Here is a 14632-nt window from a genome sequence, read left to right as displayed (position 1 = left end):
CCACCGCGGGAGTCACAGCCGCGGGAAAGGACCCATACATGACCTCGTCGGCCTCCGCCGGACTGTCCCGGCTGCTCTTCGACGGCAGGTACGAGCAGACGCACCAGGAGCTGCACGAGCTGCTGCTGGACCCCGTCTTCGATCCCCGCGAAGGGCTGAACATGACCGAGGCCGGGAAGCTGGCCTACGAACGGTCGCGAGCCGTGCACGCCGCGCTGGAACGTCCGCGGGAGATCCTGGCCGATCCGTGGCGGCTGTTCGCCCTGGCCGAGTGGCCGTCGCTGGTGGACGTCTCCACGTTCTCGCTGCTGATGGTGCACTACAACCTGGCCTTCGGCACCGTCGTGGAGCACGGTGACCGGGAGGACCTGAAGGACCTGTTCGACGAACTGGACCGGCTGGACTCCTTCAGCCCGTACATGGCCACCGAGCTGGGCTACGGCAACAACGTGGCCGCCCTGCGCACCGAGGCCGTCTACGACCCCGCCACCGAGACGTTCGTCCTGAACACGCCCGACGCCCTCGCGCAGAAGTACATGTCTTACAGCGGGTTCCAGGACGTCCCCAAGCTGGCCGTGGTGATGGCCCGGCTGAAGGCGGACGGCAAGGACCACGGCGTGTACCCGTTCCTCGTCCGGATCAGCGACGGCAAGCAGTTGTACGAGGGCGTGCACGCCGCGCCGTGCCCGGAGAAGCCGGTGCAGGGACTCGACAACGGCCTCACCTGGTTCGACCATGTGCGCGTCCCGCGCCGCCAGCTGCTCCACGGCGACATGGGCGGCTTCAACGACGACGGCGTGTTCCGCCCGGCGTCCGGCAATCGACGCAAGCGGTTCCTGCAGGCGATGAGCCGCATTCTGCCCGGCCGGCTGTGCGTGTCCAGCGCGGCGACGGGCGCGGGCCGGGCGAGCGTGTACATCGCACTGCGGTTCGCGGCTCAGCGGCTCACCAACGCGCCTGGCCGCAACGACCTGCCGGTCATCGAGTACCGCAGCCACCAACTCGCGCTGTACACCGCGCTGTCCCGGACGTACGCGATGACGCTGCTGCTCAACCATGTCAAGCGGCAGTTCACGGCGGCGCCGCAGGACGCCCTCCCCGCCGAGCTGAACCATCTGGTGTCGATCACCAAGGCGCTGTCCACCTGGGAGATGACCGACGTCGTCGCCACCTGCCGTGAGCGCTGCGGTGCGCAGGGCATCTTCAGCGCCAACCGGATCGCGGACTACGGATCGCTGCTCCAGGGCCTGGTCACCGCGGAGGGTGACAACCAGGTGCTGCTGGCCACCACCGCGGGACAGATCATCGCGCAGTACGGCGACGGCGACGGCACCGGGCCAGCCCCGGCACCCGACCCGGCGGGACGGGACCTGGGGGACCTCGCGTTCCTGGTGGCGGCGGTACGGCACCGGGAGACGGAGCTGCTCCGGGAAGCCGCCGCGGCCATGGCGGACGACACCGGCGACCGGACGTACTTCGAGGCCTGGAACGACACCGTCAACACCGGCCTGGAGATGGCCCGGACCCGGGGCGTGCGGACCGCCCTGGAGTGCTTCGCCGCCGCGGTCGGCACGCTGGAGGACGAGTCGGCGCGGACGGCGCTCGGCCTGCTGGCCGCGCTGTACGGGCTGAGCGAGATGCGCCGGGACACCGGCTGGTACCTGGCGCGCGGTGTGCTGACCGCCGAGCAGGTGGAGCGGCTGCCCCGGGAGGCGGACACGCTGTGCGCACGGCTCCGGCCGCACACCGACACCCTGATCGGCGGCTTCAACCTCTCCCCGGAACTGCTGAGGGCGCCGATCGCCGCCGCCGACTACGTGAGCGCCTTCCAGCGGCGCACCGGCGCCTTCGGACCGGCCGCCGATGCGGTCGCCGAGGGGAACTGAGCGCCATGGCGAAGCACAGCTACTTCTGTCCGATCCGCTGGTCGGACATGGACGTCTACGGCATCGTCAACAATGTTTCCTACGTACGCTACCTGGAGGAGGCACGGGTCGACTTCATCTTCCGGATGGCGCCGAACGACGGCGACGCCTTCTTCAGGGACGGGTCGGTGGTGGTGGAGCACCGGATCCGCTACCGGCGCCAACTAGTCCACCGGCACGAACCGGTGGAGATCGAGATGTGGGTCTCCGATCTCCAGTCGGCGACGGTGGCCGTCGACTACGTGGTCCGCGACGGCGACACCGTGTACGCCACCGCCTCTACCGTGATGGCGCCGTTCGACTACCGGGCCGGGCGGCCCCGGCGGCTGACCGACAAAGAGATCCGCTTCTTCGAGAAATACCTCGAGCAGACACCGGCGGCCGACTGAGATGCGGCTGCTGCGGATCGGACCGCCGGGCGGTGAGCGGCCCTGCGCGGTGGGCCCCGGAGGCGTCGTGCGGGACCTGTCCTCGTGGGTGCCGGACTGGACAGGCGCGGCCCTGGACCCCGACGCGCTGCAGGAGACGGCGGCGCGGCTGGCACGGGAGGCCGCAGGGCTGCCGGAGGTCGACCCGGCCGCCGGGCGGGTCGGTCCGCCCGTCCGGCCGGGCGGGCATCTGCTGTCGATCGGACTCAATTACCGGGCCCATGCCGCCGAGGCGGGCCTGGTGGTGCCCGGCGAGCCGATCGTGGCCAGCAAGGCGCCGACCACGCTGGTCGGCCCGTACGACGACCTGCTGCTGCCGCCGGGCGGTGAGAAGACGGACTGGGAGGTCGAGCTGGCCGTGGTGATCGGTCGGCGCGCGCAGTACCTGTCGGACCCCGCCTCCGCGCTGCGCCATGTCGCGGGGTACGCCACCGGCAACGACGTGTCGGAGCGGAGCTGGCTCCTGGAACGCGGCGGGCAGTGGGTGAAGGGCAAGTCCTTCGAGTCGTTCAGTCCGCTGGGCCCGCACCTGGTCACCCCGGACGAGGTGGGCGACCCGGGCCGGCTGCGGCTGACGTGCCGGGTCAACGGCCAGATGATGCAGGACGGGTCCACCGCGGACATGGTCTTCGAGGTGTCCTACCTGCTCTGGTACCTGAGCCAGTGCATGGTGCTGCACCCCGGTGACGTGGTGCTGACCGGGACGCCCGGCGGCGTCGCGCTGGGCCGCCCCGACCAGCCGTACCTGCGGGCCGGTGACGTGGTGGAGGCGGAGGTGTCGGGGCTGGGTGCACAGCGGCAGCGGTGCCGGGCGGTGGTCCTGGACGACGCCGGTGCTGCCGCCCTCAAGGTCGCGGCCGCCCCTGTCCTGCCTGCCGCCTCGGCACGGACCAGGTTGTGACCGGGTGTCGGCCCGGCGCGGTCCGCGCCACTCCGGCCCCGCCTGCCACAGCGCCTGTGAGCGCGTAGATCCCGGAAGGAGAGGAGACGGATGACCGTCCAGCAGGAACTCACGGAGCAGCCGCCGGACACGCGCACCGGCATCCGGGCGCGGGTGGCCGACCTCTACGTGACCAGGGAACGGGCACACGGCGGTCCGGGCGAGCGCGCGACCCGGGCCCAGCATGCCAAGGGGAAACTGACCGCCCGCGAACGGATCGGCATACTGCTGGACACGGGGTCGTTCAACGAGATCGAGCAGCTGCGCCGGCACCGGGCGGTCGGTTTCGGCATCGAGGACCGCAGACCGCACACGGACGGCGTGATCGCGGGCTGGGGGACCGTCGAGGGCCGCACCGTGTTCGTGTACGCGCACGACTTCCGAATCTTCGGCGGGGCGCTCGGCGAAGCGCACGCGGAGAAGATCCAGAAAGTCATGGACATGGCCATCGCGGCCGGTGCTCCCCTGGTCTCGCTCAACGACGGTGCCGGAGCGCGCATCCAGGAGGGGGTCTCGGCCCTGGCCGGCTACGGCGGCATCTTCCGCCGCAATGTGCGGGCCTCGGGGGTGATCCCGCAGATCTCGGTGATCCTGGGCCCGTGCGCGGGCGGCTCGGCCTACTCTCCCGCCCTGACCGACTTCGTGTTCATGGTCCGCGGCACCTCGCAGATGTTCATCACCGGACCCGATGTGGTCAAGGCCGTCACCGGCGAGGATGTCAGCCAGGAGAACCTCGGGGGCGCCGATGTCCACGCGGAGCTGTCGGGCGTCGCGCATTTCGTGTACGAGGACGAGTGGACCTGCCTGGGCGAGGTCCGGTACCTGTTGTCCCTGCTGCCGTCCAACAACCGGCAGAACCCGCCGTCCGTGCCGTGCATCGACCCGGACGGCCGGCGCAACGAGGCCCTCCTCGGCCTGGTTCCGGCCGAGAGCCGGCTGCCGTACGACATGCGCCGGGTGATCGAGGAGATCGTCGACCACGGCGATTTCCTGGAGGTCCACGAGAGGTGGGCACGCAACGTCGTGTGCGGGCTGGCCCGGCTCGGCGGCCAGGTGGTGGGCATCGTCGCCAACCAGCCGCTCGCTCTGGCCGGGGTGCTCGACATCAAGGCCAGCGAGAAGGCCGCCCGGTTCGTGCGGACGTGCGACGCCTTCAATATCCCTCTGCTGTCGCTGGTGGACGTACCGGGCTTCCTGCCCGGGGTGGACCAGGAGCACGACGGGGTGATCCGCCGCGGGGCCAAGCTGTTGTACGCCTACTGCGAGGCCACGGTGGCACGGGTCCAGTTGATCCTGCGCAAGGCGTACGGCGGCGCGTACATCGTCATGGACTCCCGCTCGATCGGCGCCGACCTCTCCTACGCCTGGCCGACCAACGAGATCGCGGTGATGGGCGCCGAGGGCGCCGCGAACGTCATCTTCCGCAAGCGGATCGCCGAGGCCGACGACCCGGAGGCCCTGCGCACCCAACTGGTCAAGGAGTACCGGTCCGAGCTGATGCACCCCTACTACGCGGCCGAGCGCGGCCTCGTCGACGACGTGATCGATCCCGTCGAGACCCGGGCGCTGCTCATCCGCGCCTTCCGGATGCTGCGGAGCAAGCACGTGGACCAGCCGTCCCGCAAGCACGCCAACATCCCCCTGTGACAACCCCGTGACCCCATGCCCCGGAGCGCACCCATGACCATCACCTTCACCACCGAGACCGCCGTCCGCCGGCCGGCCACCGAGCGGGCGGCACTGATGGAGTCACCCGCCTTCGGCGAGGTGTTCACCGACCACATGATCAGCATCGACTGGGAACGGGACCAGGGCTGGCACAACGCCCGGCTGCACCCGTACGGGCCGCTGGTGCTCGACCCGTCGGCCCAGGTGTTCCACTACGGCCAGGAAATCTTCGAGGGCATGAAGGCGTACCGGCGTCAGGACGGCACGGTGGTGACCTTCCGCCCCTACGCCAACGCGGTCCGGCTGAACCGCTCGTGCGCGCGCATGGCGATGCCGCCGCTGCCCGAGGAAACCTTCGTCGAGGCTCTCGAGACGCTGGTCGGCGCCGACCGCGACTGGGTCCCGGACCGGCCCGGGCACAGCCTCTACCTGCGCCCCTTCATGATCGCCACCCAGCCCGCCATCAGCTTCTACGGCCCTTCGTCCGCCTACCGGTTCATGGTGATCGCCTCGCCCGCGGCCTCCTACTTCGCGGCCGGGGCGAAACCGCTCACCGTGTGGCTCTCCCAGGACTACACCCGGGCTGCCCCCGGCGGCACCGGCGAGGCCAAGTGCGGCGGCAACTACGCGGGAACGCTGGTCGCACAGGCGCAGGCCAAGGAGATGGGCTGCGACCAAGTGGTCTGGCTGGACTCGGCGGAACGCCGCTGGGTGGACGAGATGGGCACCAGCAACCTCTTCTTCGTCTACGGCGACCGGCTGGTGACTCCGGAGCTGTCCGGGACGCTGCTGGCGGGTGTCACCCGGGACTCGGTGCTGACCCTGGCGGCCGAGCTCGGCCACCGGGCCGAGGAGGGACGGATCAGTGTGGAGCAGTGGCAGGCCGACGCGGAGTCGGGGGAACTGACCGAGGTGTTCTCCTGCGGCACCTCGTCGATGATCACCCCGGTCGGCTTCGCCCGTAGCGCGGACGGGGACTGGACGATCCGCGGCGGCACGCCCGGCCCGGTCACCGAGCGGCTGCGCGCGGAGCTGACGGGGATCCAGGACGGTTCGCGGCCTGACCCGTTCGGCTGGGTCCACAAGATCGCCTGACCGGCGTCCGCCGGGTCTGGGCAGACCGAAGATGCAGAAGGGTGCGTGGAAGACATGAGCCGTTCGGTCCTCGTGACCGGAGGAAACCGGGGGATCGGCCTCGCCGTGGCGCGTGCCTTCGCGCAGGCCGGCGACAAGGTCTCGCTGACCTACCGCACGGGTGAACCGCCACGGGCCGCGACCGACCTCGGCTGCCTCGCCGTCACCTGCGACGTCACCGACTCCGCGCAGGTGGAGCGGGCGTTCAAGGAGGTGGAAGCGGCACACGGTCCGGTGGAGGTGCTGGTGGCCAACGCCGGTATCACCCGGGACCGGCTGCTGCTACGGATGGCCGAGAAGGACTTCACGGACGTGATGGACACCAACGTGACGGGCGTCTTCCGGGTGGTCAAGCGGGCCGTCGAGGAGATGGTCGACGCCCGGCGGGGACGGATCGTCCTGATCTCCTCGGCGGTCGGCCTGCTGGGCGCGGCCGGGCAGGTCAACTACGCGGCGTCGAAGGCGAGCCTGGTCGGCTTCGCCCGGTCCGTCGCCCGCGAACTGGGCACCCGGGGGGTCACCTGCAACGTGGTGGCGCCGGGCATGGTCGACACCGACATGACCAAGGTGCTCGACGGGAAGCAGCGTGCGGTCGTGCTGGGCAAGGTCCCGCTGGGACGCGGCGCAGAGCCGGCGGAGGTGGCGGCCGCGGTCCGGTTCCTCGCCTCCGAGGACGCCGCCTACATCACCGGGGCCGTCCTGCCGGTGGACGGCGGCTGGGGCATGGGGCATTGAGGCCGGGCCGTGCGCGTGCTCAGGAGTGCTCCGAGACGAGTACCGCGCGCGTGCCGGGCTCCAGCGCGCGAAAGACGTGCGGGACGTCGGCCGGGTAGCTGATGTAGTCGCCCGGGTGCAGTTCCACCGGTTCGTCGGCGGTGCCCACCAGGGCCCGGCCGGCGCCGATCACGACATGCTCCACGACGCCAGGCATGTGCGGGGCGGAGGAGCGCTGCGGACCCGGTTCGGCCGCGATGCTGTAGACGTCCCGCCGTGCCCCCGGAGGAGAGGCGGCCAGCAGGGTGGCGCGGTAATCGCTCTGCGCCGAACCGATGGCCGGCCCCTCGCCCGCGCGGATCACCTGGACGGGGGGACGGGAGGCGGCCAGCAGTCGGGAGAAGGGGATCTCCAGCGCCACGCACAGCGCCCACAGCGTCTCCAGGCTGGGATTGCCGGTGCCGGACTCCAGCTGCGAGAGCGTGGACTTGGCGAGCCCGGCACGTCGGGCGACCTCGGTGAGGGAGAGCCCCGCCCGGACCCGTTCCGCCCGCAGGGAGGCGGCGATCATTGCCAGGGGCGGCTTGAGAGGGGGGTCGACGTCGGACACGCGTGTTCGCTCCAATGGTCAATCGTTCGTCTTGACGAACAGCCTTCAGGGTGTTCACTATAAACGTCATGCGTACGTTATGGGAAACACTGGGCAAGGGGCCGTTGCGGGACATCGCGCTCGTCTGCATGGCCGTGGGGGTCATCGGCCTGTCGTACGGAGCCATCGCGGTCACCTCGGGCTTCCCCTGGTGGTTCCCGGTGCTCATGGGCGCCCTCGTCCTGGCGGCGTCGTCCGAGTTCCTCTTCGTCGGGATCATCGCCGCCGGGGGGAGCCCGATCGCCGCGCTGCTGGCGGGTCTGCTGGTCAACGCCCGTCACCTGCCGTTCGGTCTGGCGGTGCCCGACGTGCTCGGGCGGGGCTGGCGCAGGTTGCTCGGCACGCACCTGATGAACGACGAGACGGTCGTCTTCGCCATCGCCCAGGAGGGGCTCGCCCGCAAGCGGGCCGCTTACTGGGCCTGCGGCCTCGGCATCCTGGCCTGCTGGCCCGTCGGCGCCGCGCTCGGCGCGCTGCTCGGCAGCGTCGTCCGGGACACCGATGCCCTTGGCCTAGACGCGATGTTCCCCGCGGTGATCCTGGCCCTGATCCTGCCCGCGATGAAGGACCGGGCACTACGGCAGACCGCGCTGGCCGGCTCGGCGATCGCACTGGCCCTCACTGCCTTCCTGCCGGCCGGGCTGCCGGTCCTGGTCGCGCTGGCCGCGCTGCCGCTGTTCCGGGTGAAGAGCCTCGAAGGAGCAGAGCGATGAGCAATCCCTTTCCCCTGCTGCCGACGCTGGCAGCGATGTTCGCCCTGGCGGCCGGAACCTTCCTGCTGCGCCTCTCCGGTCCTGCCCTGCGGGCGAAGGTCACCTTCCCGAAGCAGGTCGAGAAGCTGCTGGAGGTTTCGGCGGTCGTGCTGCTCGCCGCACTGACGGCCACGGCGGCGCTCACCGAGGGCGACGGCTTCGCCGGTGCAGCCCGGGCGATCGGGGTACTGGTCGGCGGAGTGCTCGCCTGGCGCAGGGCGCCCTTTCTGGTCGTCGTCCTCGCGGCGGCCGGGACGGCGGCGCTCCTGCGACTCGCCGGCATTCCGTAACATCACCCGAGAACCCTCGAAGAGCGCCCGGAGGTACCTCTCCGGGCGCTCTCGGCCATTTCACCGCCCTCCGAAAATTCAAGCCGCATGGCGAAATTCAGCAAGTCATCTCATATGTTGAACATGATATTGCCCACCCGGTGACAAATGGGTAACTTGACGTAAGGCGGCGATCTCCAGGGGTCGGTCACCCGTGTATGCGTTGCTCGGCTTTTGTTCGGGATGCCGTTCCGTCGAAATATTCGGGGGGAATCATCGTGGGTGGGGGAGCCGGACTCCTTCCGTTGCTCGTATCGCAGGACTCCCGCCATGCGCCCAGATCGCGTCGGTCATTCACCTCGCCGCCCGCTCCCCGCAGGCGCACGCAATTCCCTGCCGACGCCGACGTCGGCCCCGCGCCCTAGCAGCCGCCCGCGATTTCGAGGGAGCTCCGGTAAATCGCGGACGAAATTCCACCATTTACTGCGCCCATATCGAGCCACCCGGAACGAGGCGAATCGGCGGGTTGGTCCTGGGCCGGTCGAGCCGGCTCTGAGTACGCCACCGGAAGTGGCCGAAACTCACACGCTAGGCGACGCAATTCGGCTGCCCGGGGATTGGCCTGCCCGACGTGCCCCGAGTCTGCCCTCATTCGCTCCCGGAACGGTGACGCACCGTCCGTCACCCCCCATGCCGCGCGGTCGACCGACTGGACGACCCACCCTTCCATCCGCCCTGCGAGCCCCACCGGCGAGGCCCGCCGTGCCGACGCGCGCAGACTCACCCCATGAGACGACCCCTATCAGCCAGAGGACACCGAGGAGCTGTCATGTACACCGCAGAATCCTTGACAAGGTCCCACCGCCTCATCGTCGGCCAGCAGGCGGCCCTGGTCCACCACCATGTCTGGGACGCCGCTCTGACACGGGTGCCGCTGTTATCCGAGCGTGAACTCGACGTCTTCCGGATGCTGGCGAAGGGGTCGTCGAACCGGGCCATCGCGACCCAGCTGGCCATCACCGAGCGCACCGCCAAGGCCCATGTCGCCCAGATACTGGCCAAACTCGACGTGGAGTCCCGTCTCCAGGCCGGCATCGTCGGATTCGCCTGGGAGATCCTCACCAACGACGCCGCGGTCCCTTGCGCCACCGACCCGACCAAGTGCCACACCCTGAGCGCTTCTCAGCCTCACGCCGAGAGTGCGTGATTCCCCGAGCAAGGCCACTCGGTCCACGTCCGGTCACGGACGGACCAACGACTCTCCCCGTCGGCTCATCCGCCGCCTATTGGACACTTTCGATGGGGGCCGGTCGTGAATGCCCCAGGCCAGGGAGACGTGGCCGCCTCACAGGACGGGACTGTAAGGGACCGACCAACTCCACGCCGCAGCAGCCATGTTGGGCCTGACCTCGGTGGAGACCGACGCGATCTCCCACCTCAACCGGGGCCGCGGCCTGTGGAAAGTCGCGGGCAGAAGCTTCATCGTGCAGCACCTCCTGCACCCCCACGAGCTGATGCTCTTCGACACCGACGCCCGCATGCACTGATAAGCCCGTGGGTTCGTCATTTCTGAAGCGTCGAGTGGGAGGAACCCACGGGGTGGATGGTCCGTGTCGAGGCACCTGCTCCTATGTCAACGATGGGCCGGACCGCAGCTCGGCGCGGCATTGTCAGCGGCCGGGGGGACACTGGCGCCATGAATACCCCCTCGTTCACCTCATCCGGTTCAGCCGAGACTCCCCCCGCCTGGGTCGAGTCGATGGGCGGCCCGCTGATAGCCATCCCCGTTTCCGGACTGACTGGGTGGGGCGGCTGCACGATGTCGGGGATGGTCATCAGCGACGGGGCTGTCGCGGACGACTACGACCGTGCCTGCGAAGTCGATGGTCTGGCTGGAGTGGTTGGTGTGGGTGGGCAGGGTGTGCTCGGGCTCGTGCTTGCGGACGAACCTGCCATGACCTGCTATCTGCCGGAACACCAAGCGTTTGTCCGCTGGCTTGGAGCGAACTCCGAGGCCGATCTGATTGCCGCGGCCCAGTCTGTCCTCACCGACCCTGCTGTCGAGTGGGAGGAGTATGGCGTCTGGGAGACGGACGGGCCGGCGGTACTGATGGACTCCGCCACCGATGGAGCCGAGCTGGACGTCGAGTACCCCGGTGGAGGGATGCCGGATCAGGCCCCGGTTTCGATACCGCCTGGTCGCTGGACGGTCCGCGCGGTCCACACCTCGGTAGGCGAGGAAACGTCAGTGGGCCTGGTCCAGCTTCTTCCAGCCTCCGTCTAGCGGCTGCGGAAGCACCGACCGAAGCAGATCAGGCAACGCTTCCTGGATCAGCTCGGACTCGTCCGGTCGTCGCTTCGCGGGCCGACAGCTGGCTGACCGGTCAGGTCGGCGTGTTCCAGTCCGGTGGTGTAGCGCATGGCGCCTTCGAGTGAGCCCTGTCCGACCTGGCCTCCCAGGTCATCGGAACGGGCTCTGACCAGAACGAACCCAAGACAGTAGGGGCAGAAGCCCCGAGTTCACGGATCTCATCCCCGATAACCGGCCCAGCCAGCACCGGAGCGGCCGATGCTACGGCTGCTCGGTCGCCGCCGGCAGGTTGTGCCATGCATGTCCGCAGTCGCCCTTGCAGTACATCTCACGGCGGCGAGTGTCAGCAACAGCGAACACGGAGACAAGGACACGGAACGCCTTGACGTGTTCAGCGGAGGGCAGGCCCGCGAACCCGTAGCGGGGTGGCTCCATGCAGATCATCACCGAAGGGTTGGCCGTGGGCTTCACACCGGACCGCGCCACCCCCGCACGGCCGTCCGCAGCAGTAATGTGCGCCTGCATCGCATAGCCGGCGACTTCCTGCAGAACCTCCTGTCGGCATGCTGGGGCGAGACCGGAGAACCAGCCCACACCAGCGTCCAACGTGCGGAGCCCTTGAGCGATCTCGTTGACGACCCGCTCTGTCTCGCGCCGGAAGGCGCGATCGTCGTCGTTGCTCGGTTCGGTCATCGCTTGATGATTTCACGATGCCGGTCCCGGGCGACGGTCCGTATCCGCACCCGAGACAACGCGGGCGAGAACCAAGAACCGTCCGCTCCCGCGATCTGGCAGTGCCGCAGAAATCCCACTCCGCGGCTCGCCAGGCGCCCGCAGGTAGGACCTGCCTACACAGCCGCATCGGTGGTGGTTCCGTCCCGCTCCGGGAGCAGCTCGGGCATCCCCTCCACCAGCACCACGACGCCGATTACCTCACCGGCCTCGGAACGGCCGACCCACACCGGGTAGGTACCGTCCCCGGTCGTCGCGAAGGACATGAGCTCGCCGCCGGAAGCCTCGTCCCAGGTGCGCTGCATGAACATGGAACCGTCGTCGATGTCCTCGTACCCGTCCAGGTCCGCCTCCCCCCGGATCAGCCCCCGCTCGAAGAGCGCAATGAGCGGATCCCAGGACCCGGCGTCGGCGAAGCAGCCGGTGGCACCGTCGGTGTCGAAGCCGGCTATCTGCTGCTCGATGAACAGCCGGGGATCGTCGTCCGGGCCGAGGGCCATCTCCCAGGTCGCTGCGGGGGTCTTGCTGACGAGCAGGCGGACGGCCGTGGGTTCCGTGGTCGTGACCTCGGCGTCCCGCCACTCGCACTGGTAGCTGAAGCGGACCCGCGCCTCGTCGAGTACGTACTCCCCGGGCGGGACGGGGACCGTAATGCGCGGCCCGTCGCCGTGGTCGATGTCCGGGCCGGAGACGGCCAGCAGCCCGCTGGGTACGCGCAGGGTACCAACCTGGCGCGGCTCCACGACGGTCATCTCGGGGTGGTACCCGTCGGTCACGCGCACCCCGGGCCGGAACAACTCGTTGATCGGTCCAGGCTGCGCGGGACGCGGCGGACGCCAGCAGGTAGCGGGGGTGCCTCCGCCACCTGGCTCGGCTGCCTCGGCCACCTCGGCCGTCTCGAAGGCCGGCGGCTCAATGAACCCGTGTACCTGGGCCGAGAGCAGCGGCCACTCCCCGAAGGCGGGGCGCTCCAGCCAGCGCTCGTCGTCCCGGAGTCTGGGCGAGGTGACGTAGGAGCCCCCGCCCTGACCCTGCCGTTCCTCCGTCCGTCGGCCCCTCCCGTCCGGGAAGAGGTCCACGGTGATGCGTGGGCACGCCTTGTCGAACTCCGCCATCTCTGGGCCTGTGTAGTACCAGCCGACGGAGTATCGGCGCAGCAGCCGCGAGGGGTCGTCCAGCAGCCGCATGTCCAGATCGTAGGTGCGGCGACCTTGGGCGTCGTAGACCCACAGCCCGACGTAGTGGTCCCGCCAGGACACCAGCCGGACCTCCAGCGGGGCCTTCCGACCCGGCTCCCGGTACACCACGACGTACGGAAGCCCGGCGGCATCCCGCTCCCGGGCCTCCTCGGCAGACATCGGCCGCCAGGGCGCACAAGCCTCCAGGTCCCACGCCTGCGCGTACCCCACCTCGATGACCATTGCCGCTCCTCTTCCTACAACCTGCCTTGGTTCCGTGCTGAACTGCAAGGTAACCGCGGCTTCGCAGATGAAGCGCCGGACCGTCAGCCGGATCACGAAGCCCTGTTCAGCGAGTGGTAGATCCTTCAGCCTGTGCTGATACCGGTCGTGGACTCGGTCCGAGAAGCGGCCGCAGTCCGGGCACAGACCGCTGGCGGCCCGGCCTTCCGCCACCACCTCGACCGTGCCGAACTCGGCCGCAACCGCCCCGACCTCCACCTCGTCGATCCCCTCGAACACCAGCAAGTCCCAGAACGGTGCATGGGCCTTGACCCCTGATCTTGGACACACGAGACACTGGATCCTGAGGATCTGAGAACGGACATCTCGTGGTCATGAAGAACTATCCGCCGCAGTTCAAGGCGGACGCGGTTGCGCTGTACCAGTCGCGTCCTGAGGCGACGATCCGGCAGGTAGCTGCCGATCTGGGGATCAATCCCGAGACCTTGCGCAACTGGGTCCGGGCAGCCGGTGCGAGTCGGCCGCGGGGACGCCGGGCGGAGGTGCCGGCCGAGCCGCCGACGCCGTTGGAGGCGGAGAATGCCGCTCTGCGCAAGAAGGTCCGCGAGCTGGAGGAGGAACGCGAGATCCTGCGCAAGGCAGCGAAGTATTTCGCCGGGGAGACGCGCTGGTGAACCGCTTCCAGTTCGTTGCCGACCACCACCGCCTATACGGCGTGAAGCGGCTGTGCACCATCCTGGGCATCGCCCGCTCCAGCTTCTACTACTGGCGCCGGACGGCCGCGGACCGGGCCGCCTGACAGGCGGCCGACGCCCGCCTTGCCACCCGGATACGGGCCGTGCACCACGAATCAGGCGGCACCTACGGCGTCCCCAGGATCACCGCCGAACTCCGCGACACGGGCGAGCGCGTCAACCACAAACGCATCGCGCGGGTGATGCGCAGCATCGGCCTGGCAGGACTGCGGCTGCGTCGCAGGCACCGCACCACTGTCGCGGATTTGGCCGCGGCGAAGGCCCCGGACCTGATCGGCCGCGACTTCACAGCCGACGAGCCGAACACGAAGTACGTCGGCGACATCACCTGTCTCCCGCTGGACGGCGGGAAGTTCCTGTATCTGGCCACCGTCATCGACCTCGCCTCACGCCGCCTGGCCGGCTGGGCGATCGCGGACCACATGCGCACCGACCTCGTCACCGATGCCCTGGCCGCCGCCGAACGGACCCGCGGCAACCTCGCTGGAGCGGTCATACACACCGACCACGGAGCCCAGTACACCAGCCGGGCCTTCGCCGACGCCTGCCGCCAGGCCGGCGTCCGCCAGTCCATGAGCGCGATCGGCTCCAGCGCGGACAATGCACTCGCCGAGTCCTTCAACGCGACCTTCAAACGCGAGACGCTCCAGGGCCGCAAGACCTGGTCGAGTGAACTCGAGGCCCGACTCGACGCGTTCGGCTGGCTCAACCGATACAACACCCGACGCCGTCACTCCCGCCTCGGACAACGCAGCCCCATCGCCTACGAGACGGCACTCGACACAACATCAACTACCCTGGCTCAAGCCGCATAGCCCGTGTCCAAGATTCCGGGTCAAGGCCCAAGGCCGGGTAGTTAGCGTTTTCGCAGGTCACGCGAGCCAGTTGAAGGATTTCCGGCGTAGAGCAACGGAGCTCGTTGGTACAGGCAGTC

Annotated in this window: 13 protein-coding genes and 3 pseudogenes; 12 read left to right on the top strand and 4 right to left on the bottom strand. The window is 69.3% G+C overall.

The annotated features are described in order from the left end of the window. Positions 1-38 precede the first annotated feature (38 nt). From ACFW6B_RS39870 to fabG, 6 genes are all read left to right on the top strand, one after another. The gene (locus tag ACFW6B_RS39870; RefSeq protein WP_386604604.1) at positions 39-1886 is read left to right on the top strand and encodes an acyl-CoA dehydrogenase; all 1848 of its coding nucleotides are present in this window, start codon (positions 39-41) and stop codon (positions 1884-1886) included. Between the two features lie 5 nt (positions 1887-1891). Beyond that, positions 1892-2314, top strand: a complete 423-nt coding sequence (locus tag ACFW6B_RS39865) for an acyl-CoA thioesterase (RefSeq protein ID WP_386604602.1) — start codon at positions 1892-1894, stop codon at positions 2312-2314. A gap of 1 nt (position 2315) precedes the next feature. Continuing rightward, the gene (locus ACFW6B_RS39860) at positions 2316-3254 is read left to right on the top strand and encodes a fumarylacetoacetate hydrolase family protein (protein WP_386604600.1); all 939 of its coding nucleotides are present in this window, start codon (positions 2316-2318) and stop codon (positions 3252-3254) included. 90 nt (positions 3255-3344) lie between these two features. Further along, entirely contained in the window at positions 3345-4940 is a 1596-nt protein-coding gene (locus ACFW6B_RS39855; RefSeq protein WP_386604598.1) for an acyl-CoA carboxylase subunit beta, read from the top strand. A 33-nt stretch (positions 4941-4973) separates the two neighbouring features. Beyond that, positions 4974-6056, top strand: coding sequence for a branched-chain amino acid aminotransferase (locus ACFW6B_RS39850; protein ID WP_386604595.1), 1083 nt, complete (start codon positions 4974-4976; stop codon positions 6054-6056). 54 nt (positions 6057-6110) lie between these two features. Beyond that, positions 6111-6830, top strand: a complete 720-nt coding sequence (gene fabG / locus ACFW6B_RS39845) for a 3-oxoacyl-ACP reductase FabG (RefSeq protein WP_386604593.1) — start codon at positions 6111-6113, stop codon at positions 6828-6830. Between the two features lie 19 nt (positions 6831-6849). On the opposite strand, the gene ACFW6B_RS39840 is transcribed toward fabG, so the two are convergent. Then, positions 6850-7380 carry a helix-turn-helix domain-containing protein gene (locus ACFW6B_RS39840; RefSeq protein WP_386604633.1) on the bottom strand — a complete coding sequence of 177 codons (531 nt, stop codon included), beginning with the start codon at positions 7378-7380 and terminating at the stop codon, positions 6850-6852. Between the two features lie 107 nt (positions 7381-7487). Here ACFW6B_RS39840 and ACFW6B_RS39835 point away from each other — a divergent pair, with 107 nt between their 5' ends. From ACFW6B_RS39835 to ACFW6B_RS39815, 5 genes and pseudogenes are all read left to right on the top strand, one after another. Continuing rightward, a complete protein-coding gene (locus ACFW6B_RS39835; protein WP_386604591.1) occupies positions 7488-8171 on the top strand; it encodes an AzlC family ABC transporter permease in 684 nt (227 codons plus the stop codon). Next, positions 8168-8500 (top strand): AzlD domain-containing protein, encoded by a 333-nt coding sequence (locus tag ACFW6B_RS39830; RefSeq protein WP_386604589.1) that lies wholly within the window; start codon positions 8168-8170, stop codon positions 8498-8500. Before ACFW6B_RS39835 ends, ACFW6B_RS39830 begins: the two co-directional genes overlap by 4 nt. A gap of 808 nt (positions 8501-9308) precedes the next feature. After that, entirely contained in the window at positions 9309-9686 is a 378-nt protein-coding gene (locus ACFW6B_RS39825) for a LuxR C-terminal-related transcriptional regulator (protein ID WP_386604587.1), read from the top strand. 160 nt (positions 9687-9846) lie between these two features. After that, positions 9847-10026, top strand: a pseudogene (locus ACFW6B_RS39820) (ATP-binding protein); the annotation flags it as partial. A 149-nt stretch (positions 10027-10175) separates the two neighbouring features. Beyond that, entirely contained in the window at positions 10176-10763 is a 588-nt protein-coding gene (locus tag ACFW6B_RS39815) for an Imm21 family immunity protein (RefSeq protein WP_386604585.1), read from the top strand. Positions 10764-11051: 288 nt separating this feature from the next. On the opposite strand, the gene ACFW6B_RS39810 is transcribed toward ACFW6B_RS39815, so the two are convergent. The 3 genes and pseudogenes from ACFW6B_RS39810 to ACFW6B_RS39800 all read right to left on the bottom strand — a co-directional run. Further along, the gene (locus ACFW6B_RS39810; RefSeq protein WP_386604583.1) at positions 11052-11483 is read right to left on the bottom strand and encodes a DUF5958 family protein; all 432 of its coding nucleotides are present in this window, start codon (positions 11481-11483) and stop codon (positions 11052-11054) included. A gap of 155 nt (positions 11484-11638) precedes the next feature. Continuing rightward, on the bottom strand, positions 11639-12943 hold the full coding sequence (locus ACFW6B_RS39805; protein WP_386604630.1) for a DUF4241 domain-containing protein: 1305 nt from the start codon (positions 12941-12943) through the stop codon (positions 11639-11641). 72 nt (positions 12944-13015) lie between these two features. Further along, positions 13016-13156 (bottom strand): annotated as a pseudogene (locus tag ACFW6B_RS39800) (transposase family protein); the annotation flags it as partial. Positions 13157-13311: 155 nt separating this feature from the next. On the opposite strand from ACFW6B_RS39800, the pseudogene ACFW6B_RS39795 reads away from it, so the two are divergent. Beyond that, positions 13312-14513 (top strand): annotated as a pseudogene (locus ACFW6B_RS39795) (IS3 family transposase). Positions 14514-14632 lie beyond the last annotated feature (119 nt).

This window comes from Streptomyces sp. NPDC058751 (assembly GCF_042746485.1).
Lineage (GTDB): Bacteria > Actinomycetota > Actinomycetes > Streptomycetales > Streptomycetaceae > Streptomyces.
This window is presented reverse-complemented; position numbering and strand designations above follow the sequence as displayed.